This window comes from Bradyrhizobium sp. USDA 3397, assembly GCF_054060965.1.
The window spans coordinates 778702-794213 of record NZ_JBSSDS010000001.1 but is presented as its reverse complement, the minus strand read 5'-3'; the positions used below and the strand labels follow the sequence as shown (position 1 = coordinate 794213).

Annotated in this window: 19 protein-coding genes, 1 tRNA gene and 1 pseudogene; 14 read left to right on the top strand and 7 right to left on the bottom strand. The window is 61.8% G+C overall.

The window, feature by feature from the left end; genetic code table 11:
- Window positions 1-4 precede the first annotated feature (4 nt).
- Window positions 5-265, bottom strand: a complete 261-nt coding sequence (locus ACVWYQ_RS03815) for a hypothetical protein (RefSeq protein WP_404541239.1) — start codon at window positions 263-265, stop codon at window positions 5-7.
- Window positions 265-465 carry a hypothetical protein gene (locus tag ACVWYQ_RS03810; RefSeq protein ID WP_404541241.1) on the bottom strand — a complete coding sequence of 67 codons (201 nt, stop codon included), beginning with the start codon at window positions 463-465 and terminating at the stop codon, window positions 265-267. The genes ACVWYQ_RS03815 and ACVWYQ_RS03810 overlap by 1 nt, the downstream gene beginning before the upstream one ends.
- A 190-nt stretch (window positions 466-655) precedes the next feature.
- Here ACVWYQ_RS03810 and ACVWYQ_RS03805 point away from each other — a divergent pair.
- The 3 genes and pseudogenes from ACVWYQ_RS03805 to ACVWYQ_RS03795 all read left to right on the top strand — a co-directional run.
- A pseudogene (locus ACVWYQ_RS03805) lies at window positions 656-1741 on the top strand (tannase/feruloyl esterase family alpha/beta hydrolase); the annotation flags it as partial.
- A gap of 117 nt (window positions 1742-1858) precedes the next feature.
- Entirely contained in the window at window positions 1859-2275 is a 417-nt protein-coding gene (locus tag ACVWYQ_RS03800; protein ID WP_456727122.1) for a tannase/feruloyl esterase family alpha/beta hydrolase, read from the top strand.
- Between the two features lie 242 nt (window positions 2276-2517).
- Window positions 2518-3087 carry a protein-tyrosine phosphatase family protein gene (locus ACVWYQ_RS03795; protein ID WP_456725440.1) on the top strand — a complete coding sequence of 190 codons (570 nt, stop codon included), beginning with the start codon at window positions 2518-2520 and terminating at the stop codon, window positions 3085-3087.
- On the opposite strand, the gene ACVWYQ_RS03790 is transcribed toward ACVWYQ_RS03795, so the two are convergent.
- A complete protein-coding gene (locus ACVWYQ_RS03790; protein WP_456725439.1) occupies window positions 3075-3305 on the bottom strand; it encodes a transposase domain-containing protein in 231 nt (76 codons plus the stop codon). The genes ACVWYQ_RS03795 and ACVWYQ_RS03790 overlap by 13 nt on opposite strands.
- On the opposite strand from ACVWYQ_RS03790, the gene ACVWYQ_RS03785 reads away from it, so the two are divergent.
- From ACVWYQ_RS03785 to ACVWYQ_RS03760, 6 genes are all read left to right on the top strand, one after another.
- Window positions 3293-3952, top strand: coding sequence for an oxidoreductase (locus ACVWYQ_RS03785; RefSeq protein ID WP_456725438.1), 660 nt, complete (start codon window positions 3293-3295; stop codon window positions 3950-3952). The genes ACVWYQ_RS03790 and ACVWYQ_RS03785 overlap by 13 nt on opposite strands.
- A gap of 555 nt (window positions 3953-4507) precedes the next feature.
- Window positions 4508-5290 (top strand): hypothetical protein, encoded by a 783-nt coding sequence (locus tag ACVWYQ_RS03780; RefSeq protein ID WP_456725437.1) that lies wholly within the window; start codon window positions 4508-4510, stop codon window positions 5288-5290.
- Between the two features lie 9 nt (window positions 5291-5299).
- Complete coding sequence (locus ACVWYQ_RS03775) at window positions 5300-6181, top strand: hypothetical protein (protein ID WP_456725436.1); 882 nt, start codon at window positions 5300-5302, stop codon at window positions 6179-6181.
- Between the two features lie 193 nt (window positions 6182-6374).
- A complete protein-coding gene (locus ACVWYQ_RS03770) occupies window positions 6375-7058 on the top strand; it encodes a hypothetical protein (RefSeq protein ID WP_456725435.1) in 684 nt (227 codons plus the stop codon).
- Window positions 7059-7932: 874 nt separating this feature from the next.
- The gene (locus ACVWYQ_RS03765) at window positions 7933-8385 is read left to right on the top strand and encodes a VOC family protein (RefSeq protein ID WP_135171220.1); all 453 of its coding nucleotides are present in this window, start codon (window positions 7933-7935) and stop codon (window positions 8383-8385) included.
- A 289-nt stretch (window positions 8386-8674) separates the two neighbouring features.
- Complete coding sequence (locus tag ACVWYQ_RS03760; RefSeq protein ID WP_456725434.1) at window positions 8675-9313, top strand: glutathione S-transferase family protein; 639 nt, start codon at window positions 8675-8677, stop codon at window positions 9311-9313.
- Between the two features lie 128 nt (window positions 9314-9441).
- Here ACVWYQ_RS03760 and ACVWYQ_RS03755 read toward each other — a convergent pair whose 3' ends face one another.
- From ACVWYQ_RS03755 to ACVWYQ_RS03745, 3 genes are read right to left on the bottom strand one after another with little or no spacing between them, the layout of a single operon-like run.
- Complete coding sequence (locus ACVWYQ_RS03755) at window positions 9442-9609, bottom strand: hypothetical protein (RefSeq protein ID WP_225149579.1); 168 nt, start codon at window positions 9607-9609, stop codon at window positions 9442-9444.
- Window positions 9610-9614: 5 nt separating this feature from the next.
- Window positions 9615-9863, bottom strand: coding sequence for a hypothetical protein (locus tag ACVWYQ_RS03750; protein ID WP_456725433.1), 249 nt, complete (start codon window positions 9861-9863; stop codon window positions 9615-9617).
- A 50-nt stretch (window positions 9864-9913) separates the two neighbouring features.
- Entirely contained in the window at window positions 9914-10168 is a 255-nt protein-coding gene (locus ACVWYQ_RS03745; RefSeq protein ID WP_036033409.1) for a PilZ domain-containing protein, read from the bottom strand.
- Window positions 10169-10392: 224 nt separating this feature from the next.
- Here ACVWYQ_RS03745 and ACVWYQ_RS03740 point away from each other — a divergent pair.
- A tRNA-Glu gene (locus tag ACVWYQ_RS03740) sits at window positions 10393-10467 on the top strand.
- A 1049-nt stretch (window positions 10468-11516) separates the two neighbouring features.
- Here ACVWYQ_RS03740 and ACVWYQ_RS03735 read toward each other — a convergent pair.
- Entirely contained in the window at window positions 11517-11660 is a 144-nt protein-coding gene (locus ACVWYQ_RS03735) for a hypothetical protein (protein WP_271546583.1), read from the bottom strand.
- Window positions 11661-12355: 695 nt separating this feature from the next.
- On the opposite strand from ACVWYQ_RS03735, the gene ACVWYQ_RS03730 reads away from it, so the two are divergent.
- The 4 genes from ACVWYQ_RS03730 (at window position 12356) to ACVWYQ_RS03715 (ending at window position 15492) form a co-directional block, all read left to right on the top strand.
- Window positions 12356-13012: a hypothetical protein gene (locus ACVWYQ_RS03730; RefSeq protein ID WP_456725432.1), complete on the top strand. Its 657-nt coding sequence runs from the start codon at window positions 12356-12358 to the stop codon at window positions 13010-13012.
- Between the two features lie 149 nt (window positions 13013-13161).
- Window positions 13162-13788: a PilZ domain-containing protein gene (locus ACVWYQ_RS03725; RefSeq protein WP_456725431.1), complete on the top strand. Its 627-nt coding sequence runs from the start codon at window positions 13162-13164 to the stop codon at window positions 13786-13788.
- Window positions 13789-13885: 97 nt separating this feature from the next.
- A complete protein-coding gene (locus ACVWYQ_RS03720; protein WP_198399898.1) occupies window positions 13886-14128 on the top strand; it encodes a hypothetical protein in 243 nt (80 codons plus the stop codon).
- 323 nt (window positions 14129-14451) lie between these two features.
- A complete protein-coding gene (locus ACVWYQ_RS03715) occupies window positions 14452-15492 on the top strand; it encodes a PrsW family glutamic-type intramembrane protease (RefSeq protein WP_271546589.1) in 1041 nt (346 codons plus the stop codon).
- Window positions 15493-15512: the final 20 nt, after the last annotated feature.

The following is a 15512-nucleotide window of genomic DNA, read 5'->3' as shown; positions in this document are numbered from 1 at the left end:
GGGATCATGCTTCCCTCAGCACCTTGATGACGCTGAGAATGACGAAAGCACCCAGACCGTAAGTCAGCGCATTCACGACCCAGGAAATGGCGATGCCGACAATGGGTCCTCCGACCGCTCCCCGGAAAAAATACGCTGCGCTGATACCCGGCCACTCCAGCCAAAGAAACGCGAAGTCGGTCAGCGGCTCCAGGACGAGGAGCACCGTCGAGACGAGCGCCCCGATGGCCAATGCGATGACAAGGTACGTCCTCAGCCAGGGCATCAAAGACCCAGCAAGCCAGCGATAACAGGAACGAGGAAAAAAGCGGCGATCCCGAGCAACCCGCCCACGACAAAGCGTGCCGCGCGGCCGTGAATCTTGGTATCGAGCCACGCACAGATGGCCACTACAGCCTGTCTCAGCCAGCTACCCACGAGGGTTCTGACGAGATCGAACAGGAGTTCTGCAACGAGTGCGGCCATGCCGTTTGGTCGGCGCGACCTCTGGCGGGGTTCAAGTGCGGAGGCAATGACGAGAGCGGTTGAAAGCCTGCGCCGCTGGACTGCACCTGCCGAATAACACAAGATAGTTTCAGTGTCGCTGCAGCAGATCGGCCGGCGGCCGGCGTGAGTTAAGTGCCGCAATAAAATTCAGAAAGCGCAGGGAGGAACGATGCAGCGAAAAAGAAAGGTGGCGCTTGATGATGCGATGGCTGGCCTGGGTCTGATAGCGGCCATCACGGTCATTGCGATCTCGCCGGCAAGCGCCGACGATTCAGCCAACATACCACCTGCGCTCAAATGCGCTGACCTGACCGGCTGGACGATGCCGGGATCGACGGCAACGATCACCAAGGCCGAAATGGTGCCGGAGGCGCCGCCGGGAACCGTGCAGCCGTCACCGCCGGCGCCGGCCACCGTCTCGGTGGCGCTGCCGCCGAATTGCCGCGCGGATGGCGTGATCGATCAGCGCGTGGGGGTCGAGGGCAAGTCCTACGCGATCGGCTTTGCCATTGCCCTGCCCGATCGCTGGAACGGCCGGTTCTTGTTTCAGGGCGGCGGCGGTTTGAACGGCTCGATCCGGCCGCCGCTAGGTTACCACGCGGCCGGCGAGGTGCCGGCGCTGGCGCGCGGCTTTGCCGTGGTCTCGACCGATAGCGGTCATCAGGGCGCGGTGTTCGATGCCTCGTTCCTGAAGGACCAGGAAGCCGCGCTCAACTTCGCCCATGCATCCGTCGGCAAGGTGACGATGGCCGCCAAGGCGATCGTCGCGCATTACTATGGCCAGCCCGCAAAGCGTTCCTACTTCACGGGCTGCTCGACCGGGGGCCGCGAAGGCATGCTGGCGTCGGCGCGCTATCCCGAGCAATTCGACGGCATCGTCGCCGGCGCGCCTGCGATGCGCACCGGCAATTCCAATATCGGTCTCGCCTGGGCCAACGCTGCCTTCAGCCAGATCGCGCCGAAAGATGCGTCCGGCAAGCCGGAGCCCGCCAAGACGTTTTCCGCAGGCGAGCGAAAGCTGATCACGAACGCGATCCTCGATGCCTGCGACGCCAAGGACGGCGTCAAGGATGGCCTGATCTTCGACGGCAAGGCCTGTCAATTCGATCCCGCGGTGCTCACCTGCAAGGGCGACAAGACGGATTCTTGCCTGGCGCCGCCGCAGGTCGACGCCCTGAAGAAGGCTTTTGCCGGACCGAAGAATTCACGCGGCACGCAGGTCTACCCGCCGTTCCCGTGGGACAGCGGCGTGGCAGCCGAAGGCGTTGCCATTCCCGGCATCCTGGCCACAGGCGCGCGCAGTCCGGTCGGACCGCCTGTTTGGGAAAGCATCAACGTCGATCAGCTCGAAGACCGGGTCAACGCGAGCGGGATGGATCGCCTCACCAACACCGCCTACTGGACCAACCTCTCGAGCTACTTCGGCCATGGCGGCAAGCTGCTGTTCTACCACGGTGTGAGCGATCCCTGGTTCTCGGCGAACGACACCGTGAATTACTACGAGCGCATGGCGGCGGATTCCGGCGGCATGGAATTGGTGCGGGAGAAATCGAGCCGGGCCTTCCTGGTGCCCGGCATGGGTCACTGCTCGAGCGGCGCCGCGCTCGATCGTTTCGATCTCCTCACCGCGGTCGTGAACTGGGTGGAAGACGGCAAGGCGCCCGAAATGGTGGAGGCGACGGGACCAGCCTTTCCCGGCCGCAGCCGGCCGCTTTGCGCCTATCCGCAACATGCGCGGTACAAGGGCCAAGGCGATCCCGAGAGCGCGGCGAGTTTCGAGTGCAGGTAGGGAATAGCTGCAGCGCCAATTGAGTGCACTGGCACCGCAATTGCGGTGTCTCGATCGGCCAAGCGCGAGCCGCTACGACGACGGCCTCCCACGCTCGGCGCCGGCGCTGCGGGCCCGGCCGCCCTTGCGCTGGGCTCCGCGCCCAGCTGAGGTCAACAGAGTCGAGTAAGTGCACTGTCACCGCAATCTCGTTAAGAGTAGCCGTCCGGGGAAGGCCGCACCCTGCCAGTAAGGCGTGGACTATGCGATGCTGCCGTGTAGTGGATTGCACAACTAGGGTTTGGATGTCCCGATTACATTGGATTGAGATTCAAGCGGTTGGACGGATAGCGACTATGGCGCGTCCTCGCGCTGAGGACTGGTTGGAGACGGAGGTGAACGAGTGGAAGAACTCCGGCGTCGATGTGGTGGTGAGCCTTCTGGAGCACGAGGAGATTTCGGAGCTTGGGTTGCAGCGTGAAGCCGAGCTTTGCCGTTCTAATGGGATCGACTTCATTTCTTTCCCGATTCCAGATCGTGGATTACCAGAATCCTGGCATGAGGCTTCGCAGATCGCTCACTTGTTGGCCACCGGCTTGCGAGACGGTCGTTCCATCGCGATCCATTGCCGGGCGGGGATTGGCCGGTCTTCGGTAATTGCAGCGTGCGCACTGATCTGTTCCGGAATCGAGGCGGAGGCAGCGCTTGAGCTGATCAGAGCCTCGCGGGGCCTGATCGTGCCGGATACCGACGAGCAGCGCGATTGGGTGGTGGCCTTCGGCAATGCGCAGCGCGGCGAGGTGCCGCCTGGCTACCGCGTTCACGCCACGTGAGCGACGTTCTGGGGGCGCCAATTCCAAGGCAGCGGTTCGTCAATGCGCTTGGCAGGGTGATCCGCTAGGCGCGACAGCACGTCTGTAAGCCAAGCTGCGGGATGCGCCGCGATTGCGGAAGGTGCGGCGGATCGAGAACGATCAGAGACGACAGTGAATTTGCACAGAATAGCGATTAAATGATCAACGCAAAAAAGGTGCTCGAATGAAAACCGCACTTGTCTTCGGCGCCACCGGCTTCATCGGCTCGCAATTGCTGCGCGACCTCTTGGACAGTCCCGATTATTCGCGCGTCGTGGCGGTGGCCCGCAAGCTGCTGGCGGTGAGCCATCCGAAGCTCACGGTGCTGATCGGCGATCGCGCGTCCCTGCCCGCACTCAAGCCGCAATTGGTTGCGGACGAGATCTTCATCGCGCTGGGAACCACGCGCAAGCACACCCCTGACGAGGCCGAGTACTACAAGATCGATCATGATTATCCGGTGCTCGCGGCCGAGATCGCCAAAGCGAACGGCGCGCGGTCGGTGTTTCTGGTTACGGCCGTCGGCGCCAACGCCGGGTCCGGCGTGTTCTATCTCAGGACCAAGGGCGAGGTCGAGCGCGACATTCTCTCGCTCGATTTCGAGCACACGCATATTTTCCGCCCGTCGATGATCCTCGGCGCGCGCGACGAGGACCGCCCGCGCGAACGCCTCATCATCGCGCTATGGGGCGCGCTCAATCCGCTGCTCGTTGGCCCCGCCGACCGCTATCGCGGGCTCGCCGGCAACGACATCGCGCACGCCATCGCCAAAGCCGCGCGGCATCAAACCGAGAAGGTGCGAATCTATCATTGGAAAGAGATGGCGGCACTGCTTCGAACGTGATGCAGTGCGTAGCGAGCCGGCACCCTTCACGCAATCACGGAAAGGGTCACTTGGTGCCCGGCGTGAAACATCGCTGCCCGCAGTGGGATTTTCGTGTGCACTGGACTGCATTGTCACCGTCAATCTGTCAGATATTCCGGATGTTCACGCATTGCGGCCTAGTGACAAGCACTCTCACCGGCTACAACTCCCGTGTACTTTTGGATAGAGACAACTTTGATGAGAATAGGATTTTGGGCGCTTGAGATTTTGGTTAGCGCTGTTTTCTTACGACCGGCTCAAGCGACATCATGCTCGGACTACAGGTCTATTTGCATGGCTAGCGTCGCTTCCGACTTGACGACAGGCAGTCCCACCCCGAGCAGGATGGCGAGCAGCGTAAAGGCGCGAGGACGCTTAGGGAGGTAACACCTTTTTCCATGTCACTGGCCGGGGCTTAAAGCCAATTACTCCCTCAACGGGCGGGCGCTTGGCAACCATCTTGCCACCTCAAAGTGAGCTGATATTCTTCGGCTTTTTCCTTGCCCACCCGATTCCAGACGCATCAGTTCGGCCATGAGCGTTTTTCAGACGATTTGGACCATCATCGGCGCCTGTATCACTATCGCAGGCCTAGTGATCGCCTTTGCGCGCGTCTCGCCGGACGATGCCAAAGAGAATCTTACTCGCTGGGGTAAGGCGTCGGGAATTCAGAAGATCCCTGCTTTCTTCCGAGCGGTTAATTGGGAAAGATTTCGCCGAGTTTCGGCAGCCGTCATCACCGGCGTTGGAGCCTTTATAACCTCAGCGGCCGGCCTTTATCATCAGTACGACACTGGGAAGATTCTCTACAACAAATACGAAATCGTGCAGGCAGACGAAATTCGCGACCTTAAGCAAAAGCTCGCTGCCGCCGAAAGTAGAGCTACACAGCAAAATACGGCATCGAGCGGCTTGTTCAAATGGACTGACATCGATCGTTGGAAGTACGCTAGCAACCTGCGCTTTCAGACCGTGAATGCGGGCAACGGCAAGCCCTGCGAGGCGCGCATGTGGGAGAAGCCCGCTGACAAATCTGCGACCGAGACGGTGGCCGAGATGACCAACATCCTCTCTATGGGCAGCTGGCGACTTGAGGGCGGACGCAACGCCAGGAACGTGTTTCCTGATGGAATTACTATCAATGTAGGCACAGACAACGGAACGCCGTTTAACTGCGCCTATCGCCTATCGGAGGCGTTACAGGGCATGAACCTGAAGCCGATCAACCTTCGGGTCAACATCGCATCGCCTGACCTGATCGAATGCAAAGACTGCGTCGAAATCGTCTTCGGCGCGATGAAACCGCCGCAGCCTTAGGAGCTGATCTTGAACACGCCGAAAAAAGAAAAAGCTCTGCCCGCCTACACAACGGCTGCCGATTTCTTTTTCAAGACGCCACCCTACGACCGGATACAGACAACCGTCGATGATATCACCAACTTGCTCCATAACCCGTTGCGCATGGAGGGGTTTTGCCCCGAGTGCAGGCAACTGCGCGTGTTTAACCGCACGAGCGGAGAGGTGTCGTTTAACTGGTTGCAAAAATACGACCACTCAGTTGGTTCTGTTTGGAATGAGATTCAGTTTAGATGCACATTCAACGAAAAGCACATGCTGCGATTTCTCATTCTCATCACCGATGGCGTATTGCGTAAGTGGGGTCAGTATCCATCTTTCGCGGACATAGCGCTTGACGAAAGCAAGGACTATTCGAAGCTACTAGATAAAGGGGACTCGTCCGAATTCCATAAAGCCATCGGCCTCGCCGCGCATAACGTCGGCATTGGCTCTTACGTCTACCTGCGCCGCATATTCGAGCGGCTGATCGTCAAGCGCTTTAAGGAGTTCAAAGAGACCGAGGGGTGGAAGGACGAGGAGTTCTACGGCGTCCGCATGGACGACAAGATCAAGTTGCTCAAGGATCACCTGCCGCCCTTCCTAGTCAAGAACGCCAAGATCTACTCGATCCTCAGCTTGGGCATTCACGAGCTAGAGGAAGAGCAGTGCTTGGGCTTCTTCCGTGTGCTGAGGCAGTCTCTCATCATCATCCTGGAAGAAGACAAAAAGAAAAAAGAGGAATTGGAGCTACAGCGCCAGTTGGAGAAGGAAATAGCTGGGTTTACTCATAAGACGGGTCCGGCGGTCGAACAGATGTCACTCGCTGATCTGGGCAATAAACCGCCCCAGCCGGAGATCGGGTCAAAATAACGCCGGTAACCCGTGGCGCCAGTCCGGCAAGTGCAACTAGAGCGGCGAGTACGGCCGCCCACCAGGGTGGGGACTTTTTCTTACGGTGACATCCAGCACGGTCACCACCAAGGGAAAAGGAGCGATAACGCCACGGTAGCGAGCGAGTTGAGCGCAACGTAGGGTGTTGCTATACCCTTTTCAGGGGGCGCTCGTGGATCAGAAATATTGGGGCGAGAAGGCCATCGAGCTACTCCGACTTTGGTTCGGAAATGCGTGGAATAAGGCCGGCCTCTTCCTTGTCGCGGCAGGCATCTCGACGCTTGTCGGCTGGATAGAGAAGTTCGTCAGGTTTGCCCTGACGGTCCTTTTCCCGAGCACACCACAATCAGCTTGGACTGATACCCCGGAGCGCATCGGCTGGAGTTTAATCGCGCTTGGCTTGGTGGTGCTGGGTATTGGCACGTACAAACGGAAGCCTCCTAACCCCAATGATGTCGATCTGATCGTAAAGTTTCGGAGGGTTTTTACAGCGGAGCAGGTCGAGTTCCTCGCCACCCATAACTTTCACCATATCTGGCACAACGGCTTCATCAGCAACGTTGAAATCGTTTCGGATCACTGGCAGGGCGCGCAATACGAGTTCCTCGATAAGAAGCTGAACGCGCTCCTTGTGAAGGTGAAGGGGCTAAGTCGCAAGTTTGTCGACCTGGAAGATTTGGGATTCTTCGTCCGCGCCGGCCAACCGGCTCGCACGATGAAGACTAACCCTGACCTCAACCGGCTCAGCACTGAAACACAGTCCCGCATCGACAAACTCAACAGCGCGGCGCGGAAGCTGGCGAAGGCCGTGAATGAGTTGGAGCGCACGGCTAGGCGAAGGTTGCCGAACGCTTAGATCAGTTACCGGATGCTATGCCCTCCTCCGCCAGGTCATGATGATGGCGAGCACCACCACCAAGACGATGAGGGCTGCGATTGCCCAGTTCCCCTCCGCATTCGCACTCAGCAACCAGAAGTGCACCGACAACTTATCCGACATGGCCAAGCTTCTCCGTCGCGCGAAGCGGCTTTCTCCGCGCGCTACTCGATTGACAGAATGCCTGGAGGGAGCGAGAACCTACGGTGTTCAGGCGGAGAGTCCTCGGAATCTCCACCCCAGGCGCTGGCCGATGCTTCCAACATCGACCGGCGCCTTTTCTATCTGTGAGTCGCGCGCCCGGACAGCGGCGATTCGGATTTCGTCGCGGTTATCCCCCTTATTCCTTGGGGAATAATGGGAGGCTTTTGTGGATAAGGCAAAAAACTCAAAGGACAGAATGTCCTAGGCTGTGGGTGGATTTTCACCGAAACGATCAACGCAAGCCAATTCTGTTGACAATCAACGTAACCATCGCAACGACCACCAATATCACCATCACGACGATCACCAGAATTAAACAGCAAACGCTTAGACAAATACCCAGCAGCATTCGCCGACACAGACGCAGCTAGCTACATCGTCGCCGGAAATCCGCTTAACATTTTCTGGAACGCCCGCCTCGGCGGCTATGCCCGCCCCGGCCCGAGGGCTCAAGAGGCTGGACACAGACACGCGCTCGATGCGACATCCGCCCAAGATTCTGCGCTTGGGCCACCAGAACAAAAGCGGGTCGGACCCGCACGTATTCCGCACGTATGTGAGTGCACCAATACGATATTTACTGCTATTTTGTGCCCCGTCGTGCCGAGACGGACGGAAATTCTTACAACGTTCTCAGAAGGACAAGAAAATGCGATACCTCCACACCATGCTGCGCGTGCGCAATCTCGATGTCGCGCTGAAATTCTACCAGGATGCGCTGGGCTTGAAGGAGGTGCGGCGGATCGAGAACGACAAGGGGCGCTTCACGCTGGTGTTCCTGTGCTCGGCGGACGATCTCGAAGCCCTGAAGAAGCAGCCGCCGACGCGCGGGGCGCCGCTGGTTGAGCTCACCTACAATTGGGACGAGGAGACGTATGGCGAGGACCGCTTCTTCGGCCATCTCGCCTATGAGGTCGACGACATCTACGCCACCTGCGAGAAGCTGATGAAGGCGGGCGTCACCATCAACCGTCCGCCGCGCGACGGCAACATGGCCTTCGTCCGCTCGCCGGACCTGCACTCGATCGAGCTGCTGCAGAAGGGCGATCCGAAGCCGCCGCAGGAGCCCTGGGCGTCGATGCCGAACACCGGCCATTGGTAAGCCACAGGCAGGAACCAGGCCCCTCGCCGGACGTTCTCCTTTCACGAAACCGATTTGGAGGAGGATGCGATGGCGAGAGGGCTGTTGCTTTGGATGATTGGCGTGCCTATCCCGGTGATCATTCTGTTGTGGCTGTTCTTCGGCCGCTGAGCGAAAAGCTTGAACTTTGCAAGGAAAGCTCCGCCGCGTGCGGAGCTTTTTGCATGACGGGCGCGATGCAATCGCGCATCGCCCGGCGCGCCGAATTCCGCTATCACCCGCAGCAAGCGACAATGCGGGGAGACGCTTCATGCCTGACGCCAAGCTGACGATCTGGGGACGCGCCAATTCGGTCAACGTGCAGAAGGTGCTGTGGTGCTGCACCGAGCTTGGCCTGGCTTACGAGCGCATCGATGCCGGCATGCAATACGGCAAGACGCGCGAGGCCGAGTACCTGGCGATGAATCCCAACGCGCGGATCCCGACGCTGGTCGAGGGCGACTTCGTGCTGTGGGAATCCAACTCCATCATGCGCTATCTCTGTCTCGCGCATGGGCGCGGCACGCCGATCTACCCCGAGGCGCCGAAGCAGCGCGCCTCGGTCGACCGCTGGCTCGACTGGACGCTGTCGACGGTGCAGCCGGTCGACCGCCCGGTATTCTGGGGCATCGTGCGCACCGCGCCCGCCGAGCGCGACATGATCCAGGTGCAGCGCGATGCCGATGCCGCCGCCGAGGTCTGGGCCATCGCCGACCGCCTGCTCGCCACGCGCCGCTTCATCGAGGGCGATGCGTTCACGCTCGCCGACATCGCGATCGGATCCTATGCGCGGCGCTGGCTCGGGGTCGAGGGCATCAGCCGGCCGGCCCAGCCGCACCTCACCCGTTGGCTCGCCGAGCTCGGCAAACGGCCGGGATTTGCGCAATTCGTCGCACCGCCGATGTCGTGAGCCCCTCGCGCGCCTTAAGCTGCGGCGATCGCGCGGGGAATCCGCGTTCGGGCGCGCGCCCCGCGGCGTCACGGCCACGCTTGACGGCTACTGTGCATGGGGTTGTTTTCGGGGTTTTGTTTCAGGCTTTAGCGCCAGCCGCGCTCGACCAGCAGCACGACGACGATCAGCACCAGAGTCACGGCGGCCGTGGCGAGCCGCGCGGTCCAGCTGAGGCCGCGGCCGACCCACCAGAGCAGTGCGCAATACATCAGCACGGGGACGATGATGTCGAGCCGCACCAGATCCGCGGACATGGGCTTCAGCGCCGGATGTTGGTGTCGAGGCTGGTCGAGCCACCGAGCTTGACGCAGGTCCCGGTGCCCTCGGCCATCACGAAGCCAGCGCCATAGGCGGCGCAGGCGCCTGCCCGCGCCTTGCCGGCCGTGCTGCCGTTCAGCGGCAGCGCCTTGCCCGCCTGCGGCCGCTCGGCGGACGGCAGGCGCAGGCTCTCCGCCGCGGTCGCGGACGTGGCCAGCAAGGACAGCAGGATGAGGAGCAGCGTGCGCATCGCCGCCTTGTAGCCCGGACCGGTCGCGCGCGCCATCGAACCGTCCGCGATCAGAGGAACCTGACGCCGGCCGACTTGCCACGGCGCCAGACCACCTGGCAGCTCCGCCCGGTGCGCGCATCGCGTGCAAAGGCCATCCGGATCACGCCGGGAAGCTGGCTCGCGTCCTCGTCCAGGGTGATCCTGGCGCCCGAATCCGAGATGTCCTGAACCAGGCAGTGCCGAGCGGCAAAGCCGCCGTCGAGCGTGATCCAGGCATGCTGCGACAGCAGCTTGCGGGCTGCGCGCTTCTTCGGCGGTGGCATCGGCAAAATCTCCCCGTCCAGCGCTACGCAGGGAACGCTAACAAACCGTTGAAATCGCCTCCGAATGATCCCGCGCCCCGGGCTATCCACCGGGGCCGAAAGACCGTTCCCGAACGGCTTGCCCGGGAGCGCAAAGGCCACTATACGTTCGCCCGCTGCAAGCCGCCGGGCCCTGTTCGGCCGGCCAGCGGCCGTGCCGGGACAATCGGCAGGGCCCTGCGTTTGCTCCCTTCGTCTATCGGTTAGGACGCCACCCTTTCACGGTGGAGAGAGCGGTTCGATTCCGCTAGGGAGCGCCACCAAAACCAATCACTTGAAGATCCACTCTGCCGCCGTGTCCAACGTGTGGCCAATAAACCCGTGCGAACACCCATGGACGTGGGCTCGATCGCCGCACCGCTTTCACGAAGCTCGACAAGCTCGCCCTAGCGATGGTCGGAGCCATGGCCGCTCTAGCGGTACTCTGGGGCCTGCTGAATCCGGAGCACCAGACAGCCAAGCGCGCGACGTCTAAAGCGGCTCCACCTTCCTGCTATTCGATCGGCCGGTCTATTGCGCCGCGATGCTGGCACAGAACGAGCGGTAGCGAAATAAAGCATTTACAATCTGAGTAATGGAAAGCGCGCCGGCCGGCGGACGTTGTGGGCGCAGCCCGGGGGCCAAGCCCTAGTGCGAAGCTCTTTCGCGCGCAGCATTCAGGTCCGCCTTTATGCCTGAGATCGCTGCATCAGCCGCCTGTCGTCGAGGGGGCGGTTCATTGAGATCTCGCGCCCATGGTGCCCCCGATCGGGCTGTCGGACCGGAAGTGACTTGATTAGAGCTCACACAAGCAGAGACAAGTAGGCTAGGAAGGCCGACCAATATCACCCGCGTCATCGCTTGCATGCCCATGCTCGCTTAACCGAGATGTCTCCGAATCCCCTAGATCATAAGGCCAGCTTGGCAGAAGTCTGGAAAAATAACGACCCGCCAGCGTAAACCAGCGGGCCTCGTGCTTACTGAGCCCGGGGCGGTGCGTCATCAGCCGCGGCCGGTCGCGCCTCCTGTGCAACCTGCGGTCGCCGCGAGGCCAGCCGCCGGCATCGCTCATTTATTTTTTTCGAAACAGCCAGCGGCTACCCTGTTGGCGATTGAGTAGCAATCAGGAGGATTGCGCTTGGTGACCACGTGCTGGGGCGTCTCAACTCGTGGGCTCGACCACCCCCAAAGCACAGCAAGCAGGGCCAGACCCCCGAGTATCGCGAGTGCAACCATTTCAGGCGTGACGAGAGCGGGGCGCCGACAGAGCCCTTGGGGTGCAATCTGCTTCAATGAACACAACTCTGAACTGAAATAAAAATATCATATGTTAATTCCGGTTCCATTGCAAGTGGCGGTTGTTCCACGCGGAGATGCCCGAAAACGAACGGCCCGCCAGCGTGAACCGGCGGGCCCTGCTCAATGGCGCTTCATTGGTCGCGCTCGCCAGGATGCGGTTGATCTCGGCCGTCACGATCAGCTGGTGCTCAGGCGTGAGCTGGGCATACCTCGCCAAAGGCCTCGCTCAGTCCTCTGGTGCCCTCGGCGTTCGTCGATCATCCTCTTGAGGCCCTTTAGATCGCCGTCGAGCATCCAGTCGACGTTGATCCCGTGCTTCCGGCAGTAGTCGCACAGCTCGGCGCTGGGCGCGGGACCGACCTTCGGAGCTCGCTCCAGTCCCCATTCGATCGCGAGCCACAACAGGCGCCGGTTGATGTTCTGCGCTCACGATGCACCGTCTGCGTCGAGCCGGCCCAGAGGTGTCCTTAGACGTAGCCGGCGACGCTTGGCGGCGTTGCGACGCCGCGTGATGCCCGCGCGGGTGATGGGCTTCTCCTTTGCCTTGGCCATGCCTCAGCCCTCCATCGACCGGGCCGCAATGATCGCAGCGCTCAACCTCTTGGCCGCTGCCGTGAGTTGACCAACCCGGGCGGCCCAGTTCTCTTGGTCGCGTGTCAACTGCCCGCGGATCTTCCTGAGCTTCGTTTGTGCCTTGTCGATGTCTATTGTTACGGAGGTGGACGGCCATGGACCTATTCTCATCTCTTTCACGGTGGAGAGAGCGGTTCGATTCCGCTAGGGGGCGCCAGAGGCGCAAAGCCGCCGTGGCAGCATGAACCTCCTCGCTCCTCGTCTCCGACCAATGTCAGGTCGAAACGGTCGAGGCCCATGCCGCAGCACAATGACGACATCGCAGACGCATCCCCGATGCCGGCGCTTCCCATATGGCTGCGCCACCCGCGCCGGCATGCGCCGGACCGGCGCGCCAAGATGCTCGCGCACATGGCCCACCTCCAATCACTGCCGGAGCGCCAGGCGGCGTTGACGCCGCCCTCGCCGGAGCGGTCAGGCAAGGCCGTCGCTGACATTCTCGGCGATGCCTTCGGCTACATCGTGCTGTTCGGTGTCATCGCCCTGCTCTTCCATTCGCGCGTTCCGCTCTACCTCGGTGCCTTTCTCTTCCTGACGGATGGCGAGCGCATCGAAAGCTCGCTGGCAAGCATCGGTATCCGCCTCGAGCCCGAAACGATCGGCCAAGACCTCGTCAAGCGCTTTGTATTCTGGTTCGGATGGTTCGCGTTGCTCGGCCCCCTGAAAGCCTCGGTTCCCGCCTGGTTCGCGTCTTGGATGCCTCCGACCCAGTCCTGGTCTTCCCTGGCCGGCATTGCCATTCTGCTCGCCTTCATCGAAGCATTGACGGCGCTCGCGCTCCGGCGCGCATTGCCGCGCCTACGATGGGAGATCCGTCCGAACGGACTGATATGGACGATGATCCAGTTCGCCTTTGCCGCATTGGCGATCCTGGTGCTGTTCGGACCTCGCTAGCCGTCGCTTATGCCGCGCTTCCCGCTGCTCTGCCGACCCGGGCCATTTACCGAAAATTCACCCCAGCTCTTAGGCAGCAGTATCATTTGCTTAGAATTTGTTCGCTACCGTGGAACTACGGCAATCACCCGAACCCCCGGTCAGCGCTCATGTCCGTCGCAGACTTCCTGAGGCAGCGAGCAGTGGATGTTGCGGTCAGCGGCAGCTACTCGCTGCCCCGCTGGTACGATTGCGAGGGCAAGCTCCGCAGCTTCGCCTGCCGGACCAAGCGCGTCTCGCCGTTCCGGATGATCGTGGACGTGCCCGTGGTCGGCAAGGTCGGCGAGCGCTTGACCTCCTACTTCGAGGATTTCGGCGAATTCCAGGGCACGATCAGCGCGACACTGAAGCAGGGCTTCCTGATGGAGCTCGAGATGACGCGGGCGCGGCGCGCCTGGATGTCGGAAAAGCTGACCTGGCTCGAGAAGAAGCAGAAGGATGCCAATGTTCGGGAGCTGCGGCGCGACGCGCGTTTCGTTCCGCAGGTCTCGCACACCGTGCTGACCCTCGCGGACGGCAGCAGTCACCCGTGCTTCATCATCGACGTCTCGACGGCCGGCGTCGCGGTGTCCTCCGAGTATGATCCGGTGGTCGGAACCCCGCTTGCGGTCGGCGCCTGTGTCGGGCGGGTGATCCGCAAGTTCGAGCACGGCTTTGCGGTCAAATTCGCCGAAAAGCTGGACCGGGACGACCTCGTCCGCCTGATCGTCCGCGCGCCCTTGCTGAAGTCGGCCTGAATTCGCCGCCCTATAGCGGCCCCAATGCCGGATCAGCTTTTGCAGGTCTGGGCCTCGGGCCGGACGTCATTTTGCAGACTTGCGATCGGGGGACCGAATGGCAGTCGACAAGATCACCTGGGACAGGGTCGGCCGGGTCACCGAGCCCGGACGCTACATGTACACGTTCGGCTGGCTCACCATCACCGCCGGCGATCTGGAGATCTGGAAGCGATACCCGCAGGCCGCGTTCACGCTGCTGGCACAGAGTTCCGAGTCAAACGAGTTCGCCGGCGAGGAATTCCATCTCGGCGCCTTCGACGTCGCACCCGACGCGCCGCCCGCGATCACCACGCACTGAGCTCGGAAGGCGCTGGCGCTGCATCCAGGCGAGGGCCTCGCGCCCGCGGGCCGATGGGCCGGGTAAGCCAGGAATCGAGGAATCCCGCGCATTTCCTTGAACTGGCTTGCAAATCACAATCCCCAGCGTGCCGGGCAATCGTTGCCGTGACTGGCGAGCTTCTGCCATCATGCGATTGATTGCGCTCGCATTCTACTCCCCACAATGAGCCCGGATGAACGGCAGCTGTCGCACGCCTTCAGGAAGCCGACAGCCGGCGCATGACACATGGTCGCATCGGTGAGCGTAGATAAGCGGATCAAGGGAACCTATTTTCGGCGCCAATGTACCTGATCGAAGCGCTCCCCACCGTCATTGGAACTGCCGCTATCGCCCCGGCGCTGCTGTTGCTCTGGCTCGTCATCGCTGCCGAGGAACGCCCCGGGCCGCCGGCCCAGGTCTGGACCGCATTCCTGTTAGGCGCGGCCAGCATTTCTCTGCTGGGTCTCGCCCGCGCCCCCTTCGCCAAGATGGTCGCCGCCCCCGACGATCCCTGGGCGGCGCTGGCCATGCATTCGATCTTCGGCGTCGCGCTGCCCGAGGAGGCAGTCAAGGTGCTCGCCATCGTGCTGGTCTCCTCGACCAAGCGGCGCACCTTTGCCAATCCGATGGACACAGTGGTCTACGGCGCCGCGGTCGGCCTCGGCTTCGCCGCCTACGAGAATCTCGCCTACCTGGTCCATCACGCCGACATGTGGCGCTCGCTCGCCGCGCTGCGCAGCGTCCTGACCGTGCCGTTCCACGGCGCGCTCGGCATCATCGCCGGCGCCTACCTGACCATCGCGCGCGCCGGCACGGCGCTTGGCGCAAACCGCCACCATCGCGATTGGGCCCGTCTCTCCAGCCGGCTCTTGATCTTCGGCGGCCCGCTTGCGCTCCATACGGCCTTCGACTTCCCGCTGCTGACGCTCCAGCGCATGCCCGATCTCGATCCGACGCTCCGCATGTGGCTGGGCGCTGCAAGCCTGTTGATCGGCTTCAGCTCGATTGCCTTCGCCATCCGCCTGGTGCGGCGCGTCGCGCGCCACCACGCGCCGCGAACCGATGTCGCGCGCGAGCGGCTCAGCCAGCTGCGCCGGATGTGGGCGCTGCTGCTCGCCGGCGGCGGCATCGGCTTCGTCGGGCTCGCCTTCGTCCTGACCTCGATTCATCACTGGCTGATCAACCCCGAGCGCAACCTGACGCTGGCGCTGATTCCGATCGGTTTCGTCTCGATCCTGCTCGGCCTAGCGCTTCTGATTGTCACATCGGCGATCTACATTCTCGGCCGCAACCGCATTCGCACCAACGCAGAAGGCTTTTCGTCGGCGCCCGGCGGCACTTGATCCAACGCATGGCGAACGCG

What these genes read in the sequence shown, in the direction of transcription:
- ACVWYQ_RS03800 (WP_456727122.1), top strand. Translation starts at nt 1,859, where the DNA reads ATGGATCGCCTCACCAACACCGCCTACTGGACCAACCTCTCGAGCTAC.
- ACVWYQ_RS03815 (WP_404541239.1), bottom strand. Translation starts at nt 265, where the DNA reads ATGCCCTGGCTGAGGACGTACCTTGTCATCGCATTGGCCATCGGGGCG.
- ACVWYQ_RS03715 (WP_271546589.1), top strand. Translation starts at nt 14,452, where the DNA reads ATGTACCTGATCGAAGCGCTCCCCACCGTCATTGGAACTGCCGCTATC.
- ACVWYQ_RS03785 (WP_456725438.1), top strand. Translation starts at nt 3,293, where the DNA reads ATGAAAACCGCACTTGTCTTCGGCGCCACCGGCTTCATCGGCTCGCAA.
- ACVWYQ_RS03795 (WP_456725440.1), top strand. Translation starts at nt 2,518, where the DNA reads ATGCGATGCTGCCGTGTAGTGGATTGCACAACTAGGGTTTGGATGTCC.
- ACVWYQ_RS03720 (WP_198399898.1), top strand. Translation starts at nt 13,886, where the DNA reads ATGGCAGTCGACAAGATCACCTGGGACAGGGTCGGCCGGGTCACCGAG.
- ACVWYQ_RS03745 (WP_036033409.1), bottom strand. Translation starts at nt 10,168, where the DNA reads ATGCCACCGCCGAAGAAGCGCGCAGCCCGCAAGCTGCTGTCGCAGCAT.
- ACVWYQ_RS03810 (WP_404541241.1), bottom strand. Translation starts at nt 465, where the DNA reads ATGGCCGCACTCGTTGCAGAACTCCTGTTCGATCTCGTCAGAACCCTC.
- ACVWYQ_RS03725 (WP_456725431.1), top strand. Translation starts at nt 13,162, where the DNA reads ATGTCCGTCGCAGACTTCCTGAGGCAGCGAGCAGTGGATGTTGCGGTC.
- ACVWYQ_RS03730 (WP_456725432.1), top strand. Translation starts at nt 12,356, where the DNA reads ATGCCGCAGCACAATGACGACATCGCAGACGCATCCCCGATGCCGGCG.
- ACVWYQ_RS03760 (WP_456725434.1), top strand. Translation starts at nt 8,675, where the DNA reads ATGCCTGACGCCAAGCTGACGATCTGGGGACGCGCCAATTCGGTCAAC.
- ACVWYQ_RS03780 (WP_456725437.1), top strand. Translation starts at nt 4,508, where the DNA reads ATGAGCGTTTTTCAGACGATTTGGACCATCATCGGCGCCTGTATCACT.
- ACVWYQ_RS03765 (WP_135171220.1), top strand. Translation starts at nt 7,933, where the DNA reads ATGCGATACCTCCACACCATGCTGCGCGTGCGCAATCTCGATGTCGCG.
- ACVWYQ_RS03755 (WP_225149579.1), bottom strand. Translation starts at nt 9,609, where the DNA reads ATGTCCGCGGATCTGGTGCGGCTCGACATCATCGTCCCCGTGCTGATG.
- ACVWYQ_RS03750 (WP_456725433.1), bottom strand. Translation starts at nt 9,863, where the DNA reads ATGCGCACGCTGCTCCTCATCCTGCTGTCCTTGCTGGCCACGTCCGCG.